Source organism: Pseudomonas sp. ML2-2023-3 (genome assembly GCF_037055275.1).
Lineage (GTDB): Bacteria > Pseudomonadota > Gammaproteobacteria > Pseudomonadales > Pseudomonadaceae > Aquipseudomonas.
The window spans coordinates 4,148,154-4,162,879 of sequence record NZ_CP146343.1 but is presented as its reverse complement, the minus strand read 5'-3'; the positions used below and the strand labels follow the sequence as shown (position 1 = coordinate 4,162,879).

15 protein-coding genes are annotated in these 14,726 nt (G+C 59.3%); 7 read left to right on the top strand and 8 right to left on the bottom strand.

From position 1 onward, the window contains the following. Both V6P94_RS19075 and V6P94_RS19070 read right to left on the bottom strand, forming a co-directional pair. Positions 1–1,338, bottom strand: a complete 1,338-nt coding sequence (locus V6P94_RS19075; RefSeq protein ID WP_326397679.1) for an MFS transporter — start codon at positions 1,336–1,338, stop codon at positions 1–3. Between the two features lie 126 nt (positions 1,339–1,464). Beyond that, positions 1,465–2,361 (bottom strand): DMT family transporter, encoded by an 897-nt coding sequence (locus V6P94_RS19070; RefSeq protein WP_326397680.1) that lies wholly within the window; start codon positions 2,359–2,361, stop codon positions 1,465–1,467. A gap of 97 nt (positions 2,362–2,458) precedes the next feature. Between V6P94_RS19070 and V6P94_RS19065 the strand changes: the two genes are divergently transcribed. Beyond that, positions 2,459–3,790, top strand: coding sequence for a PLP-dependent aminotransferase family protein (locus V6P94_RS19065; protein ID WP_326397681.1), 1,332 nt, complete (start codon positions 2,459–2,461; stop codon positions 3,788–3,790). A gap of 26 nt (positions 3,791–3,816) precedes the next feature. Here V6P94_RS19065 and V6P94_RS19060 read toward each other — a convergent pair whose 3' ends face one another. Further along, entirely contained in the window at positions 3,817–4,254 is a 438-nt protein-coding gene (locus V6P94_RS19060; protein ID WP_133076111.1) for an Lrp/AsnC family transcriptional regulator, read from the bottom strand. Between the two features lie 132 nt (positions 4,255–4,386). On the opposite strand from V6P94_RS19060, the gene V6P94_RS19055 reads away from it, so the two are divergent. After that, positions 4,387–5,280 carry a DMT family transporter gene (locus V6P94_RS19055; RefSeq protein WP_326397682.1) on the top strand — a complete coding sequence of 298 codons (894 nt, stop codon included), beginning with the start codon at positions 4,387–4,389 and terminating at the stop codon, positions 5,278–5,280. A 63-nt stretch (positions 5,281–5,343) separates the two neighbouring features. On the opposite strand, the gene V6P94_RS19050 is transcribed toward V6P94_RS19055, so the two are convergent. Next, a complete protein-coding gene (locus tag V6P94_RS19050) occupies positions 5,344–5,835 on the bottom strand; it encodes a hypothetical protein (protein ID WP_133076113.1) in 492 nt (163 codons plus the stop codon). Between the two features lie 252 nt (positions 5,836–6,087). On the opposite strand from V6P94_RS19050, the gene V6P94_RS19045 reads away from it, so the two are divergent. The 5 genes from V6P94_RS19045 to V6P94_RS19025 are packed head-to-tail and all read left to right on the top strand — an operon-like array spanning position 6,088 to position 10,813. Then, the gene (locus V6P94_RS19045) at positions 6,088–7,668 is read left to right on the top strand and encodes an ABC transporter substrate-binding protein (protein WP_338648267.1); all 1,581 of its coding nucleotides are present in this window, start codon (positions 6,088–6,090) and stop codon (positions 7,666–7,668) included. Beyond that, the gene (locus tag V6P94_RS19040) at positions 7,653–8,636 is read left to right on the top strand and encodes an ABC transporter permease (RefSeq protein WP_326397684.1); all 984 of its coding nucleotides are present in this window, start codon (positions 7,653–7,655) and stop codon (positions 8,634–8,636) included. Before V6P94_RS19045 ends, V6P94_RS19040 begins: the two co-directional genes overlap by 16 nt. Beyond that, a complete protein-coding gene (locus V6P94_RS19035) occupies positions 8,633–9,439 on the top strand; it encodes an ABC transporter permease (RefSeq protein ID WP_133076117.1) in 807 nt (268 codons plus the stop codon). The genes V6P94_RS19040 and V6P94_RS19035 overlap by 4 nt, the downstream gene beginning before the upstream one ends. Continuing rightward, complete coding sequence (locus tag V6P94_RS19030) at positions 9,439–10,230, top strand: ATP-binding cassette domain-containing protein (protein ID WP_326397685.1); 792 nt, start codon at positions 9,439–9,441, stop codon at positions 10,228–10,230. Before V6P94_RS19035 ends, V6P94_RS19030 begins: the two co-directional genes overlap by 1 nt. Beyond that, on the top strand, positions 10,223–10,813 hold the full coding sequence (locus tag V6P94_RS19025) for an ATP-binding cassette domain-containing protein (RefSeq protein WP_326397686.1): 591 nt from the start codon (positions 10,223–10,225) through the stop codon (positions 10,811–10,813). Before V6P94_RS19030 ends, V6P94_RS19025 begins: the two co-directional genes overlap by 8 nt. 104 nt (positions 10,814–10,917) lie before the next feature. On the opposite strand, the gene V6P94_RS19020 is transcribed toward V6P94_RS19025, so the two are convergent. From V6P94_RS19020 to lpdA, 4 genes are all read right to left on the bottom strand, one after another. Beyond that, the gene (locus V6P94_RS19020) at positions 10,918–11,250 is read right to left on the bottom strand and encodes a DUF6388 family protein (RefSeq protein ID WP_133076121.1); all 333 of its coding nucleotides are present in this window, start codon (positions 11,248–11,250) and stop codon (positions 10,918–10,920) included. A 43-nt stretch (positions 11,251–11,293) separates the two neighbouring features. Further along, positions 11,294–11,554, bottom strand: a complete 261-nt coding sequence (locus tag V6P94_RS19015; RefSeq protein WP_133076122.1) for a helix-turn-helix domain-containing protein — start codon at positions 11,552–11,554, stop codon at positions 11,294–11,296. A gap of 158 nt (positions 11,555–11,712) precedes the next feature. Then, positions 11,713–13,095 (bottom strand): nucleobase:cation symporter-2 family protein, encoded by a 1,383-nt coding sequence (locus tag V6P94_RS19010; protein WP_133076123.1) that lies wholly within the window; start codon positions 13,093–13,095, stop codon positions 11,713–11,715. A gap of 241 nt (positions 13,096–13,336) precedes the next feature. Beyond that, positions 13,337–14,725 (bottom strand): dihydrolipoyl dehydrogenase, encoded by a 1,389-nt coding sequence (gene lpdA / locus V6P94_RS19005; protein WP_133076125.1) that lies wholly within the window; start codon positions 14,723–14,725, stop codon positions 13,337–13,339. Position 14,726: the final 1 nt, after the last annotated feature.

Below are 14,726 nucleotides of genomic sequence, written 5' to 3'. Positions count from 1 at the left end.
TCAGACCGTTGCCGCCGCCGCGCTCCCTTTTTCCGGCGTGGCAACATCATGCAGTGAAATCCGCGAGGTCTCGGGTAATGCCAGGCCGCCAGTCAGAGCCAGCAGTGCCACTGCCATCAGGTAAAACGCAGGCGACAGATTGCTGCCCGTGGAGCTGATCAGCCATGTAGCTACCAGCGGAGCCGTGCCACCGAAGAGGGTATAGGCCATGTTGTAGGTGATTGCCGACGCGGTGTAGCGAGTGCGTGTCGGGAAGGTTTCCGAGAGCAACGCGGCGGTGACCACGCCACACAACACCGCACCTATGGCCAGGAGCATCACGCCGATGATGGACGCTGTGAACCCTCCGGAGCTGGCCATCATGAACGACGGGTACACCGCGACGATCAGCAGCACGCATGCCGTCACCACTGTAGCCCGACGCCCGACCCGGTCCGAATAGAGCCCGGCCAGCGGGCATATTGCAGCGGCGAAGATCAGCGCTATCAGCGACACCAGCAAGGCGGTGGCGCGACTCAACCCTCCTGCCACTTGCAGGTAGGTCGCGAAGTAGGTGGTGAACATGTAAAAAGACAGCGCCGTCAGCGACACAAAGGCCCCCAGGCAGCAGATGGCCGAGCCATGGTTGCGCAAGGTTTCCTTGAGAGGGGAGTGGGCAATCTCATGTTCCTCGGTCACCGCCTGGAACGCCGGTGTTTCGTCCAGCCTCCAGCGCATGTAAAGCCCCACCAGGCCCAGGGGGGCGGCAATCAGGAACGGCAGGCGCCAGCCCCAGCTGCCCATGGCCTCGGCCGATAATGAAGCCTCAAGTGCGTAGGCCACCACGGCCGCGGCGGCAAAAGCGGAAAATGTCGACACGGGAAGAAAGCTGCCGTACCAGGCCCTTTTATCGTTGGGCGCGTGCTCCATCAGGTAGGCACAGGCTCCCGCATATTCGCCCCCGGCAGAAAACCCTTGGGCGCAACGGATCAGGGTCAGAAGAATCGGCGCTGCAACCCCGATAGCGGCATAAGTGGGCAGCACTCCGATCAAGGTCGTAGCACCGGCCATCAGCAGAATTGTCATGGCGAGTGTGCGTTTGCGCCCGATTCTGTCACCCAGCATGCCGAAGAAAATCCCTCCCAGTGGCCTGAATGCGAAGGCCACGGCAAACACCGCAAACGTCTTGAGCAGCGCGGCACTGGTATCGCCACTGGGGAAAAACTGCTGGGCGATGGTGGTGGCCAGAAAGCCATACACGGCGAAGTCGAACCATTCGACGAAATTACCGATGGTGGCGGCGGCGATTACTTTTCTCAGCGTTTTCGGGCTGACCTGCTCTGTGGATACGCTCGTCATGCTGAACCTCGACCTGTCATCAGTTAGTCGTGATTATCGAGGCAGCGGTTGATGTGATTCGCTCCAAAAGTGTCATCGGCATAGTCAGCACCGACTGATCCGCGGATTAACGCCGTGTGCTACAGGCTACCGGGCAAACTTTTTGGCACCTGCCACGCACAGAATCACCGCCGCGGTGACGCCAAACATGCCCATGCTGACGCTTTCGTGCAGCAACGTGGCCGCCAGTGCCAACCCGAAAAAAGGCTGCAGGAGCTGTAGTTGCCCAACCGCTGCGATCCCGCCCTGGGCCAGTCCGCGGTACCAGAATATGAAGCCGATCAGCATGCTGAATACCGAAATGTAAGCCAGGCCAAACCAGGCCGGGGGGCTGATGCCGGCAAATGAAGACGGGGCGCACAGCCATGCCAGTGGAGCCATGATGGGCAGCGATAGCACCAGCGCCCATGAAATCACCTGCCAGCCGCCCAGCGTGGGGGACAGTTTTGCGCCTTCGGCATAACCTAGGCCACAGATCAGGACGGCCAGGAGCATCAGGATGTCGCCTTCAGGAGCCGCTGTCAGGCCCTGGGACAGGGCATAAGCCACCACGAACGCACTGCCCAGGATGGAAAAAACCCAGAACGCAGGCCTTGGACTCTCCCCGCCACGGACGACGGCGAAGGCTGCCGTGGAGAGAGGCAGCAGGCCGAGAAAAACAATGGTGTGGGCCGACGTCACATGCTGCAAAGCCAGTGCGGTCAACAAGGGAAATCCGACGACAACACCGGTTGCCACGAGTAACAGCGGGACCAGATGGCTTCGTTGCGGCCGCCGTGCCTTGAGCAACCCCAGCATGGCCAACGCAATCACACCGGCAATGCTGGCGCGGGCCAGGGTCAGAAACACCGGATCAAACGCCTGCACAGCCACCTTGGTCGCGGGCAGTGAAGCGCTGAAAATGACCACGCCAATAAACCCGTTGATCCAGCCGCTCAGGTTTTTTTCAGCACTGGGGTTTTGCAGCTTGGAGGTACGTTCCATCGAGTCTCACGCTCACGGCTAATCGCGGGATTGCATGCAGCACATCCTAGGGCTGATGATTAATGACAATCAAAATATTGTCATGGATACAAGTTCGATGTCTCGATCCCGGTACAAGTCGCTGGTCGACGCGTTTGCAGTTGATATTCGCTCAGGGCGTTTGCCTCCAGGCACGCGGCTGCCTATGCACCGCCAGTTGGCGGCCAGCGAAGGCCTTGCGCTGGTTACGGCCAGCCGGGTGTATGCCGAGCTTGAGGCCATGGGGCTGGTCAGTGGCGAAACCGGGCGTGGCACGTTCGTCAGGGAAACCTCGCTGCCACCTGGCCACGGCATTGACCAGCCCGATGTGACTGCCGGGATGCTGGACCTCAACTACAACTACCCCTCATTGCCGGGCCAGGCCGATATGCTGCGCACCGCGTTGCGTCAGCTTGCGTTATCCGGTGATCTTGAGTCGCTGCTGCGCTACCAGCCCCATGGCGGGCGTCTGCATGAGCGGGCGTCGGTGGCGCGGCATCTGGCCATGAGCGGGCTGAACGTGCCTGCCGAACAGGTGCTGATCGTCAATGGCGCACAACACGGATTGACCGTCGTCCTGATGGCCTTGCTACAACCTGGGGATGTCATCGCAGTCGACGGGTTGACTTACCCGGGTTTCAAGGCTCTGGCCCTTGCCCTGCATCTTGAAATACTGCCGATACCGACAACAGAAAACGGGCCCGATCTGGATGCCCTTGCAAAGCTCTGCCGCAGCCGCTCGGTGCGTGCGATCTACAGCATGCCCACCTTGCATAACCCGTTGGGCTGGGTGATGGACCTTGAGCAGCGCGAGCAGTTGGTAGCGATCGCCCGCAAGCATGATCTGCATATCATTGAAGACGCTGCCTACGCTTTTTTAGTCGAAAACCCACCTACGCCCCTGGCCGAGCTGGCACCTGAAAGGACGGTCTACGTTTCCGGGTTTTCCAAAAGTGTGGCGGCGGGCCTGCGGGTTGGATTTATCGTTGCACCCGCAAAAAAAGTCGGTGTACTGGAGCGAATCATCAGGGTGACCGCCTGGAACGCCCCCGGCGTGATGACCGCAATCACCAGCGCCTGGCTTGACGATGGCACCGTAAGCCGCCTGGAGGCGCAAAAGCGCAAGGACGCACAAGCAAGGCAACTTATCGCTGATGAACTACTGGCCGGGCTGCATACAGTTCGTCATCCATCTTCCTACTTTGTCTGGCTACCCCTGTCGGAGGACGCCAGGGCGGATCAGGTGGTTGCGGCGTTGCTGCGTGAGCAAGTATCGGTCTCAACCGCCCAGCCGTTTGCCACCTCAGCTCATGTGCCCCATGCGATTCGGCTGGCGCTGGGCTCGGTGGACATGAATTCACTGCGAGAGGGCCTGGCCAAAGTGAAATGGGTGGTTCAAGCCCATGCTTAGGGCGGGCAGGGCCTCAACCGGGAAGTTCACGCCATGGGCGGCAAGCGGCGCTTGACCGGGCTTTTCTTGATAATTGACGTATTGGTTTCGGCATAGGCATTCAGGCCATCGAGCAGGCTGTCCAACTGCTCGATTGAACGCACATGCAAACGAGCGATAAAACAGTCATCCCCCGTGACCTTGTCGCATTCAGTGAACTGAGGGGTGTTCTGGATCTGGCGCTCCACCTCCTGCAACTGGCCGGGTAGCGGTCGAATGCGGATGATGGCCTGGAGCTGATAGCCGAAGGCCTTGGGATCAACGTTCACGGTATAACCGGTGATGACTTTGCGCTCCTCCAGCTTGTGTATTCGCTGCGCAACACTGGGTGACGACAGGCCGCTGATGCTGGCAAGGGTTTTAAGGGAGCAGCGGGAGTCTTCCATCAAGGCGCTGATCAATAGCTGATCTATCTCGTCGTTCATTTTTTGCTCCTTAGGCAAAACCAGCAGAATGCCTCAACACTAAAGGCAAATAGGTTGATTTGCCTTTTCTGGATTATGGAGCTGCGTGCGTCGAGATTGCCATACTGGTTTCCTACTTTGAAGGAGGCAAACATGGACAAAACAACGCAGCGCGGTTCGCTGGAGATGGTCGCTGCCATGCTGATTTCCGGCACCATCGGCTGGCTGGTCCTGCTCTCCGGGCAGGCGGTACTGGACGTCGTGTTCTGGCGCTGTGTATTCGGTGCGGCAACGTTGCTGGTGATTTGTGCGCTGATGGGTTTCCTGCGTCCCGGCATATTGAATCGTCATAGTTTTCTACTGATTGTGTTGAGCGGGGTAGCCATCGTCGCCAATTGGGTGCTGTTGTTTGCCTCCTACTCACGGGCCTCCATCGCCATTGGCACTGCTGTCTACAACGTCCAGCCGTTCATTTTGCTTGGCCTGGCGGCGTTGTTTCTCGGCGAAAAAATCACCCTGCAAAAACTGGCCTGGCTTGGGGTGTCTTTCGCAGGAATGCTGGCCATCGTCAGCGCCCATCACGGGCAAGGGGAGAGCGGAACGCAATATTTGCTGGGGATTGCCCTGGCGTTGAGTGCGGCGCTGATGTATGCCGTGGCCGTATTGATCATCAAGCGTCTGCGAGGCGTGCCCCCGCACCTGATCGCATTGATCCAGGTCAGCACCGGAGTTCTGCTGCTGGCACCGATGACCAACTTCACGGAACTACCCACGGGCACACAGGCCTGGAGCACATTGCTGACGCTGGGCGTCGTCCACACCGGTCTTATGTACGTACTTCTCTACGGCGCAATCCAGAAATTGCCCACGGCATTGATCGGAGCCCTGAGCTTTATCTACCCCATCGCCGCGATATTTGTGGACTGGTTTGCCTTTGGCCATCGCCTGGAACTTCTGCAATGGATCGGGGTTGGCGCGATTCTGGTCGCTGCTGCCGGGATTCAATTGGGGTGGCGAGTGGGAGGGCGCAGGGTGGTGAATGGATGATTAACGGCGGTCTACGAGTGCTTGGCCACTACCCCTTGTGGCCAAGTACTCGTCAAATCTGGCTTAAATCCCCGACCGACTCATCGGGCTGATCATCCGCACTCCCAAGCTGAGCGCTTGCGTCACCAGTGCTCTGAGGTCAGCGGTGTTTTCGTCCTTGATGCACTGCGCCAGTTTCTCGCCAAGGGTCGGGGCGCAGTCGGTGCCTTCAGGGTAGGCGCGCAAGATCAGTAGCCCGCTGTTGGTCAGTACGACTTCGTAAAACGCCACGCCGGACATGCCGTCGAAGTGGATGTAGCCGATATCGGCCAGCCATTTGACGGTGGCCAGGAACAGGTTTTCTTCCTTTTCCAGTGCTTCGCGGTCGCGGTCGCCCAGGGTTTTGTAATCGATAAAGCTCTCTGCAGTGAGGGTGATCGGCAAGGGGAAGTTGCGGTAAAGATGGCCCAGGATCAAACCGGTATAGCAGTCGAACAGTTCAATGTTGTTGGACGGCAGGGCGTTGATCGAGTGGACGTTTTTATCTTTGAGGTGACCGGCTAATCCTTTGAACATGCGAACCTCTGTCAGTTGAGTCTGTTTACCGTGACTGAATAATCTTCCCCATTGGTATAGCACAGTCATACGGCTGGAACCTGACCTGGGGCAATTGTTACAAAGTGATGCCAGAAGGCCGGAAAAACCCTAAAAAATCAGATGGATAACTGGCTATTTAGAGTCAGACTGCTATTACTGTTGGGCGCGATGACGTGCGCATAGCCGCTTTTCAGGCTGTCTGGGCGAGCCTATTTCTGATCGGGAGGATTGATGTCAAAGACTGCATGGATGCGTAACACCTTGGTGGCTGCTGCTTTGCTGAGTGTAATGGCAGCGCCGGCTTATTCGTCTCAGGCCCGCACCTTGCAACTGGCCATTGGCGATGAGCCGACCGAGGGTTTTGACCCTATGTTGGGATGGAGCCACGGCAGTTACTTGCTGTTGCACAGCCCGTTGCTCAAGCAGAACGAAGACTTGTCCTGGAGCAGTTTTCTGCTAAGCGATTATCAGGCCAGTGACGATGGCAAGACCTGGACCCTGAAGCTCAAGCCCGACCTCAAGTTCTCTGACGGCTCTCCCCTGACAGCCAAGGATGTGGCCTACACCTACAACAATGCGGCGGCCAGTGGCGGCAAGGTCGACATGGGTAACTTCCTCAAGGCCGAGGCGGTTGATCCACTCACCGTGCGTATCGAGCTGAAGGCGCCGCAAAGCACCTTCGTCAATGTGCTCGGCTCGTTGGGTATTGTTTCGGCGGACAAATACGATGCCAAAACCTACGCGCAAAAGCCGATTGGCGCAGGGCCCTATCGACTGGTCAGTTATCAGCCGGGCCAGCAGTTGATTGTTGAGGCCAACCCGTTCTACGCGGGGCAAAAGAACGATTTCAATAAACTGGTGTTTGTTTTCCTTGATGAAGACAGCGCTTTTGCTGCCGCCCAAAGCAAGCAGTTGGGCATTGTGCGCATTGCCCCTTCGCTGGCAGTGACTCCGGCACCCGGCATGAAACTGTGGGTGCGCCCCAGCGTTGAAAATCGTGGCATTGTGATGCCGACCATCGCCTCGGGTAAAAAAGATGCCCACGGTTATCCCATTGGCAATGATGTGACGGCAGATGTCGCCATCCGCAAAGCCATCAACTATGCAATCGATCGTCAACTGCTCGCCGATCAGATTCTCGAAGGGCATGCTGTGCCGGCGTATTCCGGCGTCCAGGGCTTGCCGTGGGCTAACCCGGATGCGGCCTTCAAGGACGGCGATATCGCCAAGGCCAAGCAGATTCTGGATCAGGCCGGTTGGGTAGAAATCGCCAGCGGTGTCCGTGAGAAAAATGGCCAGCCGGCCAAAATCACCCTGTGGTACGCCAGTGGCGATGCCACCCGTCGTGACCTGGCCCAGGCCGTGCGTTCAATGCTCAAACCCGTGGGTATCGACGTGGACCTGAAGTCCGGCAGTTGGGAGACCGTCGAGCGCAATATGCACGCCAACCCGACGCTCTTTGGCTGGGGCAGTCTTGACCCGATGGAGCTTTACCACCACTACAGCAGCCAGGCGGCGGGCGTCGAGTACTACAACCCCGGCTATTACAAAAATCCGGCAGTCGATCAGCATCTCCAGCAAGCACTGGATGCGCCGACCTGGCAGCAGGCGGTGCCGTTCTGGCAGCAAGTGGAGTGGGACGGCAAGACCGGCGTTGGCGTCAAAGGCGATGCGGCCTGGGCCTGGCTACTGAACGTGCAACACACCTATCTGGCCGATGAGTGTGTGGATCTGGGCAAAGGCGCGCCGGAAATCCACGGGTCCTGGTCGCTGCTCAACAGCATCGATGGCTGGAAATGGACCTGCAAGTGATACGCGGGCTCTCGCTCTTCGTTGTGCGTTTGATGGGCTTGCTGCTGGTGACAGCAGCGGGCACCTTTGCGTTGCTCAGCTTTTCTCCGGTGGACCCGATACGCGCCTATATAGGCAACGACTTGCTGCACGTGCCGCCCGAGCAATACCCGTTGATTGCCGCGCGCTGGGGGCTCGACCTGCCGTTGTGGGAGCGCTTCTTGCGCTGGTTCGGCCAAATGCTGCAAGGGGATTTTGGCTACTCGATGCTCTATAACGCGCCGGTCTCGCAGGTGATCGGCGAGCGCTTCGCCACCTCATTCGCACTCCTGTTCTCGGCCTGGCTGTTTTCCGGCATCGTCGGCATGGTCCTGGGCCTGACGGCAGGGCGCTACTTGAACCGTTGGCCTGACCGGCTGATTTCGACCCTGTCCTATGTGCTCGCCTCCCTGCCGACCTTCTGGATTGGCCTGTTGCTCCTGTCGCTGTTTGCCGTAACCCTCAACTGGGCGCCGATCTGCTGCGCCTGGACCCCTGGCAGTAATGCCGAAACCGCCACCTGGGGCGACAAGCTCAGGCACTTGATTCTGCCCATGCTGGCGCTTGGCATGCTGGGCGTAGGCAATATCGCCCTGCATACCCGCTCGCGGGTGGCCGAGGTGATGAACAGCGAGTTCATACGGTACGCCCGTGCCCAGGGCGATAAGGGCTGGCCTTTGATCAACTTCCATATCGTGCGCCATGCCCTGACCCCTGCCGTGTGTCTGCAATTTGCATCCGTGGGGGAGTTGATAGGGGGCTCGTTGCTGGCTGAAAAAGTATTCGCTTATCCAGGCCTGGGGCAGGCCACGATTGATGCAGGGTTGCGCGGTGATATTCCGTTATTGATGGGGATTGTGATGTTTTGCGCGGTGTTGGTCTTTACCGGCAACAGCATTGCCAACGCGCTGTTATTGCGCCTCAACCGTGGGGCGGCGCGCCAGTCATGACGTACGATCCGAATCGCGCCTTGCTCAGGCTCTGCCTCTCGCTATTGATATTGCTGGTGTTGATCGCCTATGGCATTTCGATCATCAATGTCGATGTCTCCATGGACCTGCTGGCGCGGCGTCTGCCACCGTCGGCCGAGTACTGGTTTGGTACCGACAGCCTGGGACGCGATCTCTGGCTACGGTGCTTTCAGGGGATGACCACCAGCCTGCAGATCGGCCTGACCGCGGCCTTCAGCAGTGGTTTTCTGGCCATGCTGGCCGCCAGTTTGTGTGCGCTGAACAAAACCCTGGATTACCTGATTCGCGGCCTTATCGACAGCATGCTGGCGTTGCCGCATTTATTGTTGCTGGTGCTGATTTGTTTCACCCTGGGCGGTGGCAAACAGGGGGTGATTCTGGCGGTGGCCCTGACCCACTGGCCGCGGCTGGCATTGATCCTGCGTGGCGAGATCCTGCGTATCCGTGAGACGGATTTCGTGATGCTCTCGCACCGCCTGGGCAACAGCAACTTCTACCGCTGGCGCCATCACTTGCTGCCCTTGCTGTTGCCGCAGTGGATCATCGGGACCTTGTTGATGTTCCCCCACGCAGTTTTGCATTCGGCGGCGTTGAGCTTTCTGGGCTTTGGCCTGGCCCCCCATGACCCGTCCCTGGGCCTGTTGCTGGCTGATGCTCTGAGGTATTTGAGCAGTGGCGCCTGGTGGCTGGCGTTTTTCCCGGGTTTGATCCTGGTGAGTCTGGTGTTGGTGTTTGACCAATTTGCACGAGCATTGCAGCAGCTCTGGATAAGGATTACCTGATGCTCAAATTCGACCAGTTTTCGATCGATGTTGCTCATTACCACTGGCTGGGCCACAAAACCTGGCATCCATTGCTAAGCAATATCTCCCTTGAGGTTCATCCCGGCGAGCTGGTGGCGCTGGTGGGTTCCAGCGGTGAGGGTAAAAGCCTGCTGTTGCAAAGCACCCTGGGCTTGCTGCCCGAAAACATGCGCTGTCGCGGTGACATAGTGCTCGACGGGCAGGTACTGGATGATGCCGGCAAGGTCGATCAGCGCGGTAAAACGGTGTGTTATGTGCCCCAGGGCGTCAGCGCCTTGAATCCGCTGATCAAGGTCGGGCCGCAATTGATGCGTGCCGCACGCTTGAGCGGAGCCAGGCTGGGAATGGGGGATGTGGCTGAGCAACTCAGACACTACAACTTGCAGCCGGAGTTGGTGGATGAGTTTCCGCGTACTCTATCGGGCGGGATGGCCAAGCGCGTGCTGGCCAGTTGCGCGGCCCTGACCCATACGCGTTATATCCTCGCTGACGAGATCACCTCGTGGCTGGATGACGAGCACGCCTGTCAGTTGCTGACTCAGCTCAAGGGTTTTTGCCTGCAGGGGCGCGGCATATTGTGGGTTACCCATGATCTGGCGCTGGCGGCACGTTTTGCCGACAGGATCGCCGTATTGCACCAGGGCGAACTGCACGAAACCCTGTGTGCGACAGAGCTACGGGAGAACGGTGGCAGTCCTTGGTTGCAGTCGCTGTGGGCGGCGTTGCCCGAGCAGCAGTTCCTGGCGCGCAGGGTGCCTGAATATGCTTGAAGTCCAGCAATTGAGTATCGTGCAGGACGGTCGCTGGCTTTGGGATTCGGTGTCGTTTCACGTCCGGCCGGGAGAGCGTCAGGGCATCTCGGCGCCCAGCGGCTATGGGAAGACCACCTTGGGCCGGGTGCTGGCGCAATGGCAGTCGGCAACCTCGGGCCGGGTCACTGTGGATGGCAAGCCCCTGTCGCAAAAGGGTTATTGCCCGGTCCAGTTAGTGCCGCAACATCCCGAGCAGTCCTTCAATCCTTATCGCACCACGGGCGAAAGCCTGCGCGATGCCTGGTCGCCGGACGCTGCCTGGCTGGCGCGCCTTGCCGTGAATCCCGGCTGGCTGACGCGACGTCCGGATGAGTTGTCGGGCGGGGAACTGGCGCGTATAGCCTTGCTCAGGGCCCTTGATCCGCGCACCCGTTACCTGATTGCTGACGAAGTCACTGCCCAGCTGGACCCGCATATTCAGGCCCAGGTCTGGCAAGTCTTGCTGGAAGAGGCCAGGCATCGTGAGTTGGGGCTGATTGTGTTCAGCCACAACAAGGCGCTGCTGGAGAAGGTATGTTCGAGTATTTGGGTGGCGCAGTGAATGTTGCGTAAATCCTGTAGCCACAGCGCAACCCCCCTGTGGGAGCGGGCTTGCTCGCGATGCAGGCGCTGCGGTGTTTCAGGTGACGTGTGGAACCTATGAAATCAGCGCCCTTCAAGGCCATGTAGTTCGCAATATTCTGCCCAGTCCATGCCCGCCATTTGCGCCACTTCGCGGTGAACCTCAAGACGCTGGGCCTCGAATTCTTCGGCATTTGCACTGGTCAATTGCAGGGTCAGTTCCCAGGCAAAAAAGCCCAGGCGCTCGGCCTCGGCCTCAAAGGCTTCGTTCAAGCGTTCCTGGCGATACTCCTTCATCGACTGGCCGACAGCGCGGGCAGCCAACGGGTTTAACGTTTCAAGTTCTGCGGCCAGCTCCGGGTGTTCGGCGAGAAAGCGATCAAGGGCTTTTTGATGATTTGTTCCGGGTTCGGTCACACAAGACTCCTGATTGAATAAGGTCATGTTGCTGAGTTCAAGATCAGTTTTTGGTGAGCTGTCCATTGCCAGCAGGCACAGTGGCAGAGGGGGGGCGATACAGGGTGTGGCGACCGTTCAGGATGTAGAGCACATCAATACCGAGCAGGGTGATCAACGCCAGATAATCGGCTCGGGGCAGGCTCAGGTCCCGCTCATACAGGCTTTGCGTGTTGCGACCGATTCCTCCGGCCAGCGCCAGTTGCTGTTGTGTCAGATCAAGGCGCAGGCGCTCTTCTCTGAGGCGTTTTCCGTAGGTACTCATGTGCGTAACCTGAATAGGAACATGGTCGTCATGCAAAGATTAATTCAAGCTGTGTAAGAGGGAAAGGTCAGCCGTCAACAGCCCCTGCAGGTTGGCTGATTTCAGACAAAAAAAAGGCAGGACGGCGCAAGGCGGTCCTGCCTTTTTCAGAGTGCTGACTACGCCGGGTTTTTCTCGACTGGCGGCAGGAACCAGTTCAACAGCAGCGCGCAGATGCCGCCTGTGGCCACGCCGGACTCCAGCACGTTGCGCAGGGCAGCGGGCATGTGGGCGAGGAACTCGGGCACCTGGGACACACCCAGACCCAAGGCCAGGGAGACGGCAATGATCAGCAGGGCGCGACGGTCCAGGTGGATGCTGGCCAGAATGTTGATCCCCGAGGCCGCTACGGCACCGAACATCACCATGGCGGCACCGCCCAATACCGGCTCGGGCACGGCCTGAATGGCGCCTGCCACGCTTGGGAACAGCCCCAGCAGGATCAGCATGCCGGCGATCCATACGCCGATATGGCGGCTGGCGATACCGGTGAGCTGAATCACGCCATTGTTCTGGGCGAAAATCGAGCTGGGGAAGGTGTTGAAAATGCCCGCCAGAAACGAGTTGGCACCGTTGACCAGTACGCCGCCCTTGATCCGTTGCATCCAGATCGGGCCTTCGACCGGCTGGCGCGACACCTTGCTGGTGGCGGTCACGTCACCAATGGCTTCCAGGGAGGTCACGAGGTAAATCACCAGCATCGGAATAAACAGGGACCAAGAGAAACCCAGACCGAAGTGCAACGGCATTGGCACCTGGAACAGTTCTGCCTCGTGCATGCCGGTGAAATCCAGGCGGCCCAGATAACCCGCCAGTGCATAGCCCACGGCCAGCGCGATGACGATGGCGCAACTGCGCATCCATACCAGCGGGATGCGGTTGAGGATAACGATGATTGCCAGCACCACGCCCGACAGCATCAGGTTTTCGCCGTTGGCGAACGTACCGTTGGCCATCGCGGTAAAGCCGCCGCCCATGCTGATCAGGCCGACTTTAATCAGGGTCAGGCCAATCATCAGCACCACGATGCCGGTGACCAGCGGGGTGATCATGCGTTTTACAAAGGGCAGAACGCGGGAGATACCCATTTCGACAAACGAGCCGGCAATCACCACGCCAAAGATCGCCGCCATCACACCTTCAACTGGGGTGCCTTGCTTGACCATGAGTGCGCCGCCCGCAATCAGCGGGCCGACAAAGTTGAAGCTGGTGCCTTGCACGATCAGCAACCCGGCGCCGAAAGGGCCGAAGCGTTTGCACTGAACGAACGTTGCGATGCCGGAGATGACCAGCGACATGGAGACAATCAGGTTGGTATCGCGGCTGGACACACCCAGCGCCTGGCAGATCAGCAGGCCGGGGGTGACGATAGGCACGATGATCGCCAGCAGATGTTGCAGAGCGGCCAGAAAGCCAATCCATGGCTTGGGCCGGTCTTCAAGACCGAAGACCAGCTCGCTGGTCTGGGACTCGGCTTCAGGCGGGGTGTTGAGAGAGGTCATGGCGAGCGCCCTGGAAAAAAGAGCGCGATTCTACTGGTCTTGGGCCATTACGCCCAGCGCTGGATTGCTGGAGCAATGCTGGATGCCTGTAGTCGCTGACGAGGCACGAGGCTGCGATCGGTCGCGAAGCGATCGTAAATCCTGAGCCCCGTGCCGACAGACATACCGCACAACCTGAATTTACGACGACTCCGTCGCCGATCGCAGCCTCGTGCCTCGACAGCAACTACAAATGCACCCCTTACAGATGCAACGCATGCCCCAATGCGCGCAGGGCGGCTTCTTGCACGGCTTCACCCAGTGTCGGGTGGGCGTGAATGGTGCCTGCAATGTCTTCCAGGCAGGCGCCCATTTCCATTGACTGGCCAAAGGCAGTCGACAACTCCGAAACCCCCGCACCCACAGCTTGCCAGCCGACGATCAGGTGGTTGTCACGGCGCGCCACGACCCGCACAAACCCGGTCTTGGATTCCAGGGTCATGGCCCGCCCATTGGCTGAGAACGGAAAGGTGGCGCTGATAAAGTCCAGTCCCGCCGCCTCGGCTTCTGCCGGGGTTTTACCCACCACGACGATTTCCGGATCGGTAAAGCACACGGCAGCGATGGCCGTGGGGCTGAACTCGCGCTGTTTACCGGCAATGATCTCGGCAACCATTTCGCCCTGTGCCATTGCCCGATGAGCCAGCATCGGTTCGCCGGTCAGGTCGCCAATCGCCCACACGTTGCGCATGCTGGTGTGGCAACGGTTGTCGACGCGAATGGCCGGGCCGTTCATGGCCAGTGCCAGGGTTTCAAGGTTGAAGCCCTGAGTGCGCGGACGACGGCCGACAGCCACCAGCACCTGATCGGTTTCCAGGGTCTGGCTCTCGCCCATGGCGTTGCGCATGGAAAGGGTTTTGGTGCTGGCCTGGAAACCCTCGACACTGTGGGACAGGTACAGGGTTATGCCCAGAGCCTTGAGGGATTCGGCCACCGGCAGCGTGAGATCCTTGTCGTACGTCGGCAAGATTCGGTCACGAGCCTCGACCACGGTGACTTCGGCGCCGAGCTTGCGGTAGGCGATACCCAGTTCCAGACCGATATATCCGGCCCCGACCACGGTCAGGCGCTTGGGAATGGCGGTGGGCTGCAAGGCTTCGGTGGACGAAATAATCGCTCCGCCAATGGGCAGGATCGGCAGGTCGACGGTCTGCGAGCCGGTAGCCAGCAGCAGGTGTTCGCATTCGATGCGCTGTCCGTCGACTTCAACGGCCTTGCCGTCGAGGATCCTGGCCCAGCCGTGTATCACCTTGACGCCATGCTTTTTAAGCAGTGCGCCCACGCCGGAGGTGAGGCGATCAACGATGCCGTTTTTCCATTGCACGCTCTGGCCGATGTCCAGGGTCGGTGCCTGGGTCTTGATCCCCAGCGGCGAGTTGTTGGTGCTGTAGCGCTGGGTGGTATGGAACTGCTCGGCAACGTGAATCAACGCCTTGGACGGAATGCAGCCGACGTTAAGGCAGGTGCCGCCCAGGGACTGGCCTTCGATCAGGACCGTCGGGATCCCCAGCTGACCGGCACGGATCGCCGCGACATAGCCGCCAGGGCCGCCACCGATAATCAGCAGCGTGGTGTGTTGTGTTGGCTGCATG

Coding starts and splice junctions, on each gene's coding strand:
- V6P94_RS19075 (WP_326397679.1), bottom strand. CDS start 1,338: ATGACGAGCGTATCCACAGAGCAGGTCAGCCCGAAAACGCTGAGAAAA.
- V6P94_RS19070 (WP_326397680.1), bottom strand. CDS start 2,361: ATGGAACGTACCTCCAAGCTGCAAAACCCCAGTGCTGAAAAAAACCTG.
- V6P94_RS19065 (WP_326397681.1), top strand. CDS start 2,459: ATGTCTCGATCCCGGTACAAGTCGCTGGTCGACGCGTTTGCAGTTGAT.
- V6P94_RS19060 (WP_133076111.1), bottom strand. CDS start 4,254: ATGAACGACGAGATAGATCAGCTATTGATCAGCGCCTTGATGGAAGAC.
- V6P94_RS19055 (WP_326397682.1), top strand. CDS start 4,387: ATGGACAAAACAACGCAGCGCGGTTCGCTGGAGATGGTCGCTGCCATG.
- V6P94_RS19050 (WP_133076113.1), bottom strand. CDS start 5,835: ATGTTCAAAGGATTAGCCGGTCACCTCAAAGATAAAAACGTCCACTCG.
- V6P94_RS19045 (WP_338648267.1), top strand. CDS start 6,088: ATGTCAAAGACTGCATGGATGCGTAACACCTTGGTGGCTGCTGCTTTG.
- V6P94_RS19040 (WP_326397684.1), top strand. CDS start 7,653: ATGGACCTGCAAGTGATACGCGGGCTCTCGCTCTTCGTTGTGCGTTTG.
- V6P94_RS19035 (WP_133076117.1), top strand. CDS start 8,633: ATGACGTACGATCCGAATCGCGCCTTGCTCAGGCTCTGCCTCTCGCTA.
- V6P94_RS19030 (WP_326397685.1), top strand. CDS start 9,439: ATGCTCAAATTCGACCAGTTTTCGATCGATGTTGCTCATTACCACTGG.
- V6P94_RS19025 (WP_326397686.1), top strand. CDS start 10,223: ATGCTTGAAGTCCAGCAATTGAGTATCGTGCAGGACGGTCGCTGGCTT.
- V6P94_RS19015 (WP_133076122.1), bottom strand. CDS start 11,554: ATGAGTACCTACGGAAAACGCCTCAGAGAAGAGCGCCTGCGCCTTGAT.
- V6P94_RS19010 (WP_133076123.1), bottom strand. CDS start 13,095: ATGACCTCTCTCAACACCCCGCCTGAAGCCGAGTCCCAGACCAGCGAG.
- lpdA (WP_133076125.1), bottom strand. CDS start 14,725: ATGCAGCCAACACAACACACCACGCTGCTGATTATCGGTGGCGGCCCT.